This is a genomic window from Polyangium sorediatum, from assembly GCF_029946465.1.
GTDB lineage: Bacteria > Myxococcota_A > Polyangia > Polyangiales > Polyangiaceae > Polyangium > Polyangium fumosum.
In genome coordinates this window covers 51,394-63,083 of sequence record NZ_JARZHI010000061.1, presented here as the reverse complement: position 1 = coordinate 63,083, position 11,690 = coordinate 51,394, and the positions used below count along the sequence as shown (strand labels likewise).

General features: G+C 70.3%; 6 protein-coding genes. 1 reads left to right on the top strand and 5 read right to left on the bottom strand.

Annotated features, from left to right (window positions below):
• Positions 1-137: 137 nt before the first annotated feature.
• The 4 genes from QHF89_RS39115 to QHF89_RS39100 form a co-directional block, all read right to left on the bottom strand.
• Entirely contained in the window at positions 138-1,106 is a 969-nt protein-coding gene (locus QHF89_RS39115; protein WP_284721506.1) for an HD domain-containing protein, read from the bottom strand.
• 79 nt (positions 1,107-1,185) lie between these two features.
• Positions 1,186-1,683 carry a SixA phosphatase family protein gene (locus QHF89_RS39110; protein WP_136968366.1) on the bottom strand — a complete coding sequence of 166 codons (498 nt, stop codon included), beginning with the start codon at positions 1,681-1,683 and terminating at the stop codon, positions 1,186-1,188.
• A 47-nt stretch (positions 1,684-1,730) separates the two neighbouring features.
• A complete protein-coding gene (gene recA, locus QHF89_RS39105; RefSeq protein WP_136968367.1) occupies positions 1,731-2,849 on the bottom strand; it encodes a recombinase RecA in 1,119 nt (372 codons plus the stop codon).
• Between the two features lie 155 nt (positions 2,850-3,004).
• A complete protein-coding gene (locus tag QHF89_RS39100) occupies positions 3,005-6,268 on the bottom strand; it encodes a POTRA domain-containing protein (RefSeq protein ID WP_136968368.1) in 3,264 nt (1,087 codons plus the stop codon).
• A 99-nt stretch (positions 6,269-6,367) separates the two neighbouring features.
• On the opposite strand from QHF89_RS39100, the gene QHF89_RS39095 reads away from it, so the two are divergent.
• Complete coding sequence (locus QHF89_RS39095; protein WP_136932991.1) at positions 6,368-7,180, top strand: phosphate/phosphite/phosphonate ABC transporter substrate-binding protein; 813 nt, start codon at positions 6,368-6,370, stop codon at positions 7,178-7,180.
• Between the two features lie 10 nt (positions 7,181-7,190).
• On the opposite strand, the gene QHF89_RS39090 is transcribed toward QHF89_RS39095, so the two are convergent.
• The gene (locus QHF89_RS39090; protein ID WP_136968369.1) at positions 7,191-11,615 is read right to left on the bottom strand and encodes a translocation/assembly module TamB domain-containing protein; all 4,425 of its coding nucleotides are present in this window, start codon (positions 11,613-11,615) and stop codon (positions 7,191-7,193) included.
• Positions 11,616-11,690: the final 75 nt, after the last annotated feature.

The following is an 11,690-nucleotide window of genomic DNA, read 5'->3' as shown; positions in this document are numbered from 1 at the left end:
CTTCGTCGGCCTGTTTGAAAAACTGCGCGGAGCGCAGTTTTTCAACCCTGGGTCCAGCCCCTGGCTGGTCCGGGGTCGAGGGGGCGGACAGCCCCCCGCGGGGTCCGGGGCAGAGCCCCGGGCGCGGCGCCGCCTGCCTACAGCCCGAACCGCCCTGCGTTTTCCCGCAAAAACTGGAGGTACACGTCGGCACACTGGTGCGACGGCACTTCGCCGCTGTCGATCGCGGCTTCGAGTGCCTTCTTCAGGTCGCCGATTTTGCGCGACGGGGGCAGGCCGAAGGCGCGCATCATCTCGTCGCCGATGCCGCTTGGCAGCGGGGGCACGACGGCGTCGAGCTTCTGGATTTGCTCCACGCGGTCGGCGAGATCGCTGATCTGGCGCAGGCCCTTCTTCTTCTTTTCTGGCCGCTTCGTGGTGATGTCTGCGCGCGACAGGTCGAGCAGGTCCTGGAGCTGATCACCCATCTCCTTCGCGAACCGGCGCACAGCGCTATCGGTCCACGAGGCCTCGTACTGGCTTGCCCGCAGGTGGTGCAGGATCAGGAAACGCACCGAGCTCTTCAGCGCGGGCTCGGGGTTGAAGATCGGCAAACGCCGGTCGAGCCGGTCGAACATGCGCGCGCCGACCTCGGCGTGGCCGAAGAAGTGAACTTCCCCCGAAGGCGAGATCGTGCGCGTCTTGACCTTGCCGATGTCGTGCAGGAGCGCTGCCCACCGGACCTCGAGCCGCGGGACGGCCTGGCGAACCACTTGCTTCGTGTGTTTCCAGACGTCCTTGTGGCGCCACTCGCCGTCGCCGAAGCCGACCATCGCTTTGACCTCGGGCAACATGGCGCCGAGGGCGCCGCATTCGAGGAGCGCGTCGAGCCCGTCTTCGGCGTCGCGCGACATGATGATGCGGTCGATGGTGCGGCGGACGTCGGGGAGGTAGAGCGACGAGGCGGCGCGGAAGTCTTCGCTGTCCGCGACGGGGTGCGTGGGGGCGGCGCCTGGCTCGGCAGGCGGCGGGGGCGTGCCTCGCTCGGCGCGCTCGACGGCCCAGGCGAGTGCCGTCATGGCCCGCTCGGGATCGGGGGTCTTGGGGGCCTTCGTCTCTTCCTGCACGCTTCCGATCTCGCTTGAAAACAGGGGAGGGGGAGGGCGTAGCGCGGCGCGCCTTGCCTGTCGAGCGCGAGCGCGCGCGTCAGCGGCCTGGGCGGAGCACCGTCGTCACGCGGAAGGAGCCGCCGATCTGCGTCGTCACGTTCGGCTCGCTCGGGCGCGCGACACCCACGAGCATGCCTGGGTGCAAGCCGAGCGGCAGCTCGCCGACGTCACGCACGAGCAAGCGCAGAAGCGCGATCACCATCGGGTGATGGCCGACGAGCAGCGCGTCTGCGTCCGCTGCGGCGAGCTCGCGCAGGAGCGCGACCGGCGGCGACTCGTCCGGTTCGAGCTCCGGGAACGTCTCGATCGGGATCGCCGCGACGCCGAGCGCGCGGGCCATGAGCTCTGCGGTATGATGCGCGCGCACGTAGGTGCTCGCCACGATGCGGCTGAGCGTCGGACCTTGCTGGGTCCGCAACGTCTTGCCGATCTCCTCGACGCCGAGGATGCCTTCGGGGGTGAGGGGACGATCGCGGTCTCGTCCCGACGGCGAGCTGTCGGCCGCGAGGCCGTGGCGCATCACGTAGAGGTTCATGGTGACGAGAGGGAGCCTGCCACGAGGGAGGCCCCCTCGGGGATGGTTCAGTTGGTCTTCGCGGGGGCGCGGCGACCTTCGGCGGGGGCGGCGTCGCCCTTCTTGCCGGCCGGGGCGGCTTCGGGCGCCTTGCCGGAGCGCTGGATGCCGTGCTTGGCGAGCACGAGCGCCTCGATGCGGTCGAGCACCTCGGGGTGCTGCTCCAGGTAGGTGCGGGCGTTTTCGCGGCCCTGGCCGATACGCTCGCCCTGGAAGGAGAACCAGGCGCCGCTCTTCTCGACGATGTTTGCTTCCGTCGCGAGGTCGATGACGTCGCCGGCGTGGCTGATGCCCTGGCCGTAAAGGATGTCGAACTCCACCTCGCGGAAGGGCGGCGCCATCTTGTTCTTCACGATCTTCACGCGGGTGCGGTTGCCGACCACGGCGGGCTCCTTGCCGGTCGCCGCGGCCTCCTTGATCTTGCCGATGGCGCGGATGTCCATGCGCACCGAGGAGTAGAACTTGAGGGCGTTGCCGCCGCTCGTCGTCTCGGGGTTGCCGAACATCACGCCGATCTTCAGGCGGATCTGGTTGATGAAGATGAGCAGGCAGTTCGAGCGGGCCACGGTGCCGGTGAGCTTGCGCAGCGCCTGGCTCATGAGGCGGGCTTGGAGGCCGACGTGGCTGTCGCCCATGTCGCCTTCGATCTCGGCCTTGGGCACGAGGGCGGCGACGGAGTCGATGACGATGATGTCGACGGAGTTCGAGCGGACGAGCATGTCCGCGATCTCGAGGGCCTGCTCGCCGTAGTCGGGCTGCGAGATGAGCAGCTCGTCCGTCTTCACGCCGAGCTTCTTCGCGTAGTTCACGTCGAGCGCGTGCTCGGCGTCGATGAAGGCGGCGACGCCGCCGGTGCGCTGGATCTGCGCGATCGCGTGCAGGGTCAGCGTGGTCTTGCCGGAGGACTCCGGGCCGTAGATCTCGATGATGCGGCCGCGGGGGTAGCCGCCGATCCCGAGGGCGATGTCGAGCGAGAGCGAGCCGCTGGAGACGGCGGCGACGTCGTCGTGCAGGCTCTGCCCCTCCTTGAGGCGCATGATCGCGCCCTTGCCGTATTCCTTCTCGACGCTCGCGATGGCGAGCTCCAGCGCGGCGAGCTTCTGCTTGGGGTTTTTCTCGTCACTCATGGCGACCTCGGGGGGGCAGGGGGGCAAAGAGGGTACTGGGTCGCGGGTTTTGCGCCACGAACCGTTCGTCTCGGCTGCGTATACTGTCCGGCTGTTCAGGAGGCAAGGCTGAACGGCGGGAGAGCGGACAGGGTATGTCCGCTCCAAACATTCCTCTAGAACAGCCCTATGGAGAAGTGGAAGGCGCCGATGTCCTCCCACTGACGGCGGTTCAGGTTGAAGCCGTAGTCGAGCGCGAGCGGGCCGATGGGGGTCGTGATGCGCAGGCCCGCGCCGAGGGCGTAACGGAGCGTGAAGTCGATGGCCGTCGGCTCCTTCCAGAGGTTGCCCGTGTCGAGGAAGAAGCCGGCCTGGAAGAGGTCGGTCACGGGCACGCGGAGCTCGAGGCGCGGGTTGATCGAGAGGTCGCCGCCGCGGATCGGGACGTTCGCGAGGACGGCCGAGCGGGTGGTCTGGCCCTTCGCGACGAGCCCACGCGCGACGTCCTCGGGCACGAGCGCGTCGGCGAGGAAGGCGCGGATCGTGTCGACGCCGCCGAGGAAGAAGAGGCGGTCGGGGTAGGTGGAGCTGCCGTCCTTGAGCTGGAGGTTGTAGCCGGCCGCCAGGCTCATCGCGATGCTCGGGCCCTTCGAGCCGAGCTCGAAGTAGCCGGCGACGCGGCCGGACATGCGCAGGAAGTGGCTGTTGATCGTGGCCTCGTCCTCGTCGGTGGGCAGCGCGTTGACGTGCTCGACGCCGAGCGCGACGAGCGCGCCCTTCGTCGCGGCGAAGGCGCTGTTGCGGCCGTCCCACGCGAAGTTGATGCGCTCGGCGACGGCGAACGTGCTGCCGAAGGGGACACGGAGCAGCGGGATGATCGGCGAGTCGAGGGCGGTCTCGTTGAAGACGTCGACCTCGTTCACCTCCGCGGACGCGCCGAGGCGCATCGTGACCGTGCGGCTCGGCCGGTAGGCGAGCGTGGGCACGAGCGCCTGGCGGGTGATGCCGAAGCCGCGCTGGTTGTCGCGCACGTCGATGCCGTCGATCGAGAGGCTCACGAGCGGGCCGAGGCCGATCTCGGGGAACGCGATCGACGCGGTGTTCCGGCGTTCGAGTTGCTGGCCGACGCTGAGCTTCTTCTCGTAGTCGGCGCGCACGCCGGGATCGAGGACGATGAAGTCGAAGAGGTACGAGAGCTGCACGCGCAAGGTGAGCGAGATGGCGAGGCCCGCGATGTTCTTGTGGCCGTACTCCACGGCGAAGCGCAGGCCCTCGCCCGTGGAGAAGCCGACGCGTGGATCGAGGTACTGCGGGACCTGCTCGGTCACCGTGACGAGCACGCGCTTCTGCTTCTGCGGGACCTCCGGATCTTCGAGGCCCACCGAGACGCTGGAGAACGCGCCGAGCGAGCCGATGCGCTCCTCGGTGCGCCGCGCGTCGCGCTCCACGAAGGGTTTGCCCTCCTGGAGCACGACGCGGCGCAGGATGAGCGCCTCGCTCGTGCGCAGCGCGCCGCGCACGACGAAGCCGCCGACGATGACCTGATCCCGCTCGGTGATCGCGAAGCGCGCCCGCGCCCGCGTGCGGTCGGGCGAGGGCTCGATCGCCGCCTTCACCTCGGCGAACGCGTACCCGCGATCGCGGTAGGCCTCGACGAGCCGGAGGCGCGCCGCTTCGAGCTCGATCGTGGAGAGCGGCTTGCCGAGCTCGAGGCGGCTCGTCTCGAAGAGCGCCTGCTCGGAGAGCGTGCGGCTGCCCTCGAAGGCGACGTCGTGCAGCAAGGTCTGCGGGCCGAGGTGCATCGGGATGCGCAGCGCGATCTCGCGCGAGCACTCGACGTGCTTCAGGGGATCGGGGCGGCACGCGAGCGTCTGCGGGGGCTCCGGCTCCGGCAGCGGGAGGCCGAGGGCGTCCTTCGCGCAGACGGCCTCGTTCGGCTCGCGCGGCTCGGGCATGCAGCGCCCCGCGGGCGAACGCGTGCTGCATGTCGCGCGCTCGATCTGCACGGGTCCGACGACGGCGTTGAGGTAGCCCTTGCTGTACGCGAGATCCTTCAGGTGCTTGAGCGCGCGCTCGTACGTCTCGGGCGCGTACGTCTCGGCCGGGTTCAGATCGAGCGGCCTCGCCACGGCGCGCGGCCCGCGCCCGCCGAAGAGGGCCGAGACCGCGTTCGGGTCCTTCAGCGAAAAACCTTTGTCGCCGGGCAGATCCTCCACGAGGAAGCTGTCGATCTCGCCGCGCACCTGCTCGGCGTTCCAGGTCTTCGGCAGGCACGGGAAGATGCGCTGCACGACCCGCACCTGCTCGCCCTCGTCGATCCGCAGCACGAGGTGATGCACCGGATCGTTCGGGCCGCCGCGCTCCTCGGCGACGACGCGCGCGTCGAGGAAGCCGCGCTGCACGTAGAAGCGGGTGAGCCGCTCGATGAGCTCCTGCGTCTTCTGTTCGAGGCCCTTCTTCGGTGCGACCGCGGCGGAGAGCTCGACCTCGTCGACGGAGCGGTTGCCCTCGAAGACCGGGACGATCCGCGGCCCCGGCGTGACGTACACGAAGAGCTCGCTGCTCGACGCCGAGAGCCGCACCGCGTGCTTGACGTCGGCGCGGTAAAAGCCGCTCTCGCGCAGCGCCTCGGCGAGCTCCCGATCGGCCTCTTCGAGCAGCGGCTCGTCGATGCGCGCGCCGACCCCGAACCGATAGCGCTCTTCCCGGCCGCCGAGCTCGCGCTCCATGCCGGGCGTGATCACGAAGGAGCGGCGCGACACGGTGCGCGGCGCGCCCGCGTCGATGTCGATGCGCAAGACGACGCGGCCCGGATCGTCCGTGTCCGAGACGTCGGAGGTGACGTTCGCCTGGGGGTAGCCGTGATCCGCGTAGTACCGGCGGATCCGTTGGCCCATCTCCGTCAACATCGGCGCCGTGATCTCGCCGCCTTCGCGCACGCGCCCCGCGTCGAGCGTCGCGGCGCGATCCAGCGTCGCGCCCGAGAGGCGGATCGAGGCCACGATGCGCCGCGGCAAGACGTGCGCGCGCAGGACCACGCCGTCTCCCTCGGCGATCGCCTCGACCGTCACGCGCGCGAACTGCCCCGACTCCGTGAGCTCGCGCATCACGGTTCGCGCGGCCGAGGGCTGAAACGGCTCGCCTGTGCGGATCTTCGTGACGCGCGGCGAGGTGCTCCAGCGGGAGCCCACGGTCACGACGTCGACGCGCTTGATCGGTTTGCCCGTGAGCGCGCTCGTGTCGGGCGGCGGCCCGAGCTGCGGCGCGGCGAGCGCGGCTTGCGGCTCCTCGCCGGCGAGCGCGGCGCTCTCGCCGGGGCTCGTCCCCGGGTTGTTCGTGGCGTCGGCCCCCGCCGTCGCCGCGCCGAGCAGGCAGACGAGCGAGCATGCTGCGGCCAGGCAGCGGGCTCGTTGGGACCGGGAAAAACGCGGGATGGGCACGGGCCGAGGTGGATGGGGGGCACAGAGGGGCTCGCGGCCCTTTGGAGACGCCCGTCCCGATGCTACCGTCCGCCCGAGTTGCTCGCCAAAAGGTACGGCATGGCTGATCCGACGATCCTGATAGGGGCGGTCGCATACGACCCAAAGGTCGTGACCATCTGGGAGGGCATGCGTGAGCACTTCCAGGAGCACGGCGTGTCCCTCGATTTCGCGCTTTTCTCCAGCTACGAGCGGCAGATCGAGGCCCTGCTCCACGGGCACGTCGACATCGCCTGGAACTCCGGCATCTCCCATGTGCGTGTGAAGCGGCGCACCGAAGGCAAGGCCATCGGCATCGCCATGCGCGACCGGGACCGCGATGTGTGCGCGAAGATCCTCATCCGGCGGGAGGTCGTCGTTCGCAAGCTCACGGACCTCCACGGCAAGGTGCTGGCCGTGGGGACACGCGACTCGGCGCAGTCGCGGATCTTGCCGCTCTACTACTTGAAACAAGCGGGCGTGGATCTGAACCAGGTGAAGATCCTCGCGTTCGACTCCGACGTCGGCAAGCACGGCGACACGGGCGCGAGCGAGCTCGCGGTGCTCGCGGCCGTGCACGAAGGCCGGGCGCACGCGGGCGCGGTCGGGAGCCTCGTCTTCCAGGCCGAGCAGGCGACGGGGCACGTCGATCCGCGCATCGTCGACGTGCTCTGGACGACGCCGACCTTCGACCTGCGCATGTTCGACGCGATGCCCACGCTCGCCGCGGACAAGGCCGAGACGTTCAAGCGCGTGCTCTCGGAGATGGCGTACGCGAACCCCAAGCACCGCAAGCTCCTCGACATGGAGGGGCTGCGCCGCTGGGTTCCGGGTCGCGAGCAGAGCTACGCGCCGGTGCGCGCCGCACTCGACGATCTGCCCGGCTTCGGCTGAGCTCGCGCGATCATTCGAACTCGAGCCGCCAGCGCAAGTCGGCGCCGAGGTTGCCGAGCGGCGAGCTCGAGACGTCGTTCGTGTTGTCGTACGCGCCCTGCACGATGACGCGTTTGCCGAGGCGCCACTCGATGCTCGAACGGACCTCGCGGTTCTCGGTGATGCCCGTCGTCACGGTGGCGCGCACGTCCTCCGTGATGCGCTTGCCGAGCGTGACCGTCGGCTCCGTGCGGCCCGTGCGCGATGAGTACGACGTGCCGAACCGGAACTCGTCGATGAGCGGCACGATCGTCTTCACGGCCTTGTCCGCGCCGGTGAGCGCGGCGAGCGCTTCGAGGCCCACGGTCTCGCCGAGCGACGAGGCGAGGCCACGATCCATCTCGGCCCGCGTGAGGCCGAGCGTCAGCAAGAGGACGATGTCCTCCTGGCCGAGCGGCGGATCACTCGTGAGGTCGAGCTTCACGTTCTCCTGATTGCCGTGGGCGTAGAGGTTGATGCGCCACTGCTGCCCGAGCGTCGCGGTCGCCGCCGCGCTCGTGCTCGTGTCGGCGGGCGCCGCGCCCGGGGCGCTCGTCGCCGCGTAGCGCCGGTACTCGGTCTGCGCGCGGAGATCGATCCGCGGCGCGAGGCGCAGCGGGTCGTCGAAACGAACCGATCCCTCGCGCACCGTGAACTCACTGTTCCGCAGCCGGAGCTTCGAGTCCGGCAGGATGCGCAGGTTGCCGCGCGCGCCGTAGCGCTGGTTCGTCCCGGAGAGCGCGAGCCCGGGCGGCGTGACTTCGAGCAGCATGTCGACGAGCCCGTTCGAGAAGCGCATCGGCCGCGGCGAGACCACGTTCACGTCGAAGCGAAGCGCGTCGTTCTTCGGGTCGTACGTTTCGACCGCCGTGCGCTTCGGCCCGCCCGCGAGCTGGTTCAGGTCGAGGCTCAGCGCGATCGGCCGCGAGTACGTGAACGACGTGAGCGACACCGTGCCCTTCACCTCGGGCAGGTTCCGCTCCGCGCGCTCCTCGTCGCTCGTGAAGGGCCGGAACGTCGCGGAGAGGTCGGCGTCCGCGGTCAAGTTGATCCCCTCGCCGAGCGGCATCTTCACGCCGCGCGCGAGGATCGACGCCTCGGCCGTGCCGAGCTCGAAGCCGCGAATCGGCATGCGCCCCGTCAAGCTCACCTCGCCGCCGCCGACCTTGGCCGCGCCGCGCAGGATGCGCACCTCGCTGTTCGTGACCGCGACGTCCACCTCGATGTCGTCGAGTGACACGGGCATCCCTCGCAGCGCGAGCTCGCCGCCGCGCAGCCGCGCCGAACCGCCGTACCGCAGCGCGTTCGTCGTGCCTTGCACGCGCAGGTTCGCTTCGAGCGACCCGCGCGCCCGCGAGACCTGCTGCATGTCCGCGGAGAGGCGCCCGAGATCGAGCGGCCCGACGCGCAAGCCCACATCGAACTCGGGCGTGGTCACGAGGCGCTGCACGCGGCCGCCGAGCGCGATCGGCGCCGATAGCCCCGAGCCGCTCTGCACGACGAGCTCGAGGTCGGGCAGCACGAGCGTGTTGTTCTGCACGACGATCGGCCCGGGCGTCCCCTGCAGCGACACGCGACGCCCGCCGCGATCGAGGTCGAGCCCCGTCAGCGTGACGACCACGTCGCTCTTCGCGAGATCGTCGAGCGGCAGCCGGCGGATCTCGAGCGCCGCGTCGAGGCTGCCATGCGGCGGCGTGGCGCTGAACGCGACGCCCGGGATCAGGTTCGCGAGCGTGCCGAGATCGAGCCCGCGCGTCGTGAGCTTGCCCGTCACGACCTTGTGCTTCTGCCGCGTGATGCGCACGTCCGAGAGCGCGAGCTGCCCGCCCGCGAGCATCCCGTCGACGCGGAACGTGCCCGCGGACGTGTCCCTGTCGTACTCGGCGCGATCGAAGGGCCCCGAGCGTGGATTGCCGCAGCGCGTCCAGCCGACCGTCTTCACCTGCGTGCCTTCGGAGCCCATGAGCACGCGGAGCTGCGACGACGGCAGCGACGAGGGCCCGATCCGGATCGGCGAGATCTGCACGTCGGCCTGCGCTTCGAGCTGGCTCACCGTGCCCGAGATGTTCGCGATCGCCGAGATCGAGCCGTCGAGCGGCTTGCCCATGCGGCCGAGCGCGTCGAGGTGATCGATCGGGATCCCCGTGGCGATCGCTTGCCCGGACACGCGCCCGCCCGGACGAACCGACACGGTCGCGAGCAGCGAGCCCGCGCCCTTGCGCAGGCTCGCCGCATGCACGTCGAGGTTCATCCCCGCCGCGCCCGCCTCGCGATCTTCCCAGTCGAGATCAACGTCGACGTCACCGTCGGAGTACTTCTCGCCGAAGAGCGCCACCTCCTCGAGGTGCATCTTCGTCTTCACGCGCAAGCGGCCCGCGCCGCAGCGATCTTCGGGCCCGCCGACCACGAAATGCACCCGCGCCGTTCCGCTCGCGTTGCCGTCGATCTCGGCGAAGCGCGGATCGTCGTCGAGGTGCACGATCCGGTAGAAGTCGTGGAGCCAGAGGTGCGGCGCGCTCTGCGTGTCGATCTCCGCGTCCACCACGACGTTCGGCCCCGCGTCGAAGTCGACGTGCACCTCGGGCGCGCGGATCTTGCTCTCGCCCTTGCGCACATGCACGTCGGCGAGGCGCAGATCGAAGGGCTCGAAGAACACGCGCGCGCTCTCCACGTCGCCGAACGAGAACGCCGCAAACTCGAAGCCCTTGATCGCCACGTCGGCCTCGACCTTCGGCCGCGTGAACGGCCCGCGCGCGACCGCGGTGACGTCCGCGATCCCCGCGATCGGGATGTTCCTGAGCGGCGAGAGCTCCGACAGATCGACGTGGGATCCCTTCGCGATCTCGATGTCGAGGTAGCTCCGGAAGAAGAGCTTCACCGTCGTGTGCAGCTCCGACTTCGGCGTCTCGATCGCGACGTCGTCGAGCACGATCCCCGTCGGCCGCACCCGGAAGAAGCCGCGCAGCGTCCCCTCGGCCACGCCCATCATGTGCCCGCGCGCGGGATCCGTCGTCGGTTTGTCGAAGACCTCGAAGTCCCGCGTCGTGATCTCCATCGGACCGTCGAGCGAGAGCGGCGAGAGCGTGCCGGTGAACCGCTCGAAGCGGCCTCGTTCGAGGTGCCAGGCCACGTGCGCCTGCGGGTGCACGCCGAGATCCCGGAGGAGGCCGGGGAACTGGAGATCGCGGACCTCGATCGGGCCCGCCGTGAGCGGCGCGCCGGGCGCGAACGGCTCGATCTTCACGTCCGCGATCGTCGCGGTGCCATCGGCCCACGTGAGCTCGATCTTCGACACGCGCACGACGTCCTCGGCGATCGACAGCTCGCCCTCGAACGTCGTCGCGAAGACCTTGCCGGAGAGTCCAGGTCGATCCGCCTCGATGCGCCCCGCCACGCGCGGCAGCGTGGATTTGCCGTCGTGCTCGACCTCCACGTCGAGGCCCACGGCGCCCGTGAGCCACGGCGTGTCCACGAAGCGATGCGCGAGCGGCACGGGCAGCCGCGTCCGCACGCGGCCACGAAACGCAGGCATGGCGAGCGGCGCTCCGCCCTTGGGCAGCTCCACGCGCAGCGCGCCGAGCTCGAGCTCCACCGAGCGCCAGTCCTCCCGCGCGAGCTCGCACCCCGGGCTCGTCTCCGCGTCCGGATCGAGATCCGCCGCCCCGAGGAGGCGGAGCCGCCGCACGAGCAGCCCCTCCGCGTCGACGCGCACCCGCGTGTCGAGCCGGCAGATCACGTCCTCGTCGACCATGTCCTCGTCCGGTCGACCAGGCATGGGGTGCGTCCGGACGATCGTCGATTTCCCTGCGCGGAGCGCGATCTCGAAGGCCCCGTCGTCCTCCGCGGACACGTCGACGTCGACCTCGCTGGTCACGACGTGCACGCCCTCGACGAGCGCGTCGATGCGCGCGTCCGTCACGGCGAGCGAGGAGAACGGGGCCCGCGCCTTCGCGGCCGAGGGCTGCGAGGCCGGCAGTTTGTACACGAGGTTCTTCAGCGCGCCGCCCTCGACGACGGCGCGGATCCGCGGCCCGAGCACCTCGACCTCGCCCACGTCGAGCTCCCCGTCGAGCAGGGAGAACACCCGCGGACGAACGCTGATCCGCTCCACCGCGAGCACGGGCGCGCCGCCGTCGGTCGCGTCGACGACCACGTCTTCGAGGTCGATCGCCATCGGCCACGCTTGCACGGCGACCCGGTAGCGGGCGACGACGCCGAGCTCCCGCTGCACGAGCGCAGCCGTCTCGCGCGCGGCCCACGCGCGCACGGTGCCCGTGCGCACGAGCGCCCCGAGGACGAGCGGGATCGCTCCGACGAGGGCAAACAGCACGCAGAGCGCGACGGCGAAAGCGCGGCCGACGTCGCGACGCCCGCGTTTTCGCGTGCGTTTGTTCGTCGGCGCGCTCCCGGACACCATGGCGCCGAGCTTACCTCAGCCCCGTCCCCCGTGCCGGGATCACCGCCCCGCGTGCACCTTCGGCGCTTTACGCGG

What these genes read in the sequence shown, in the direction of transcription:
- QHF89_RS39095 (WP_136932991.1), top strand. Translation starts at nt 6,368, where the DNA reads ATGGCTGATCCGACGATCCTGATAGGGGCGGTCGCATACGACCCAAAG.
- recA (WP_136968367.1), bottom strand. Translation starts at nt 2,849, where the DNA reads ATGAGTGACGAGAAAAACCCCAAGCAGAAGCTCGCCGCGCTGGAGCTC.
- QHF89_RS39110 (WP_136968366.1), bottom strand. Translation starts at nt 1,683, where the DNA reads ATGAACCTCTACGTGATGCGCCACGGCCTCGCGGCCGACAGCTCGCCG.
- QHF89_RS39090 (WP_136968369.1), bottom strand. Translation starts at nt 11,615, where the DNA reads ATGGTGTCCGGGAGCGCGCCGACGAACAAACGCACGCGAAAACGCGGG.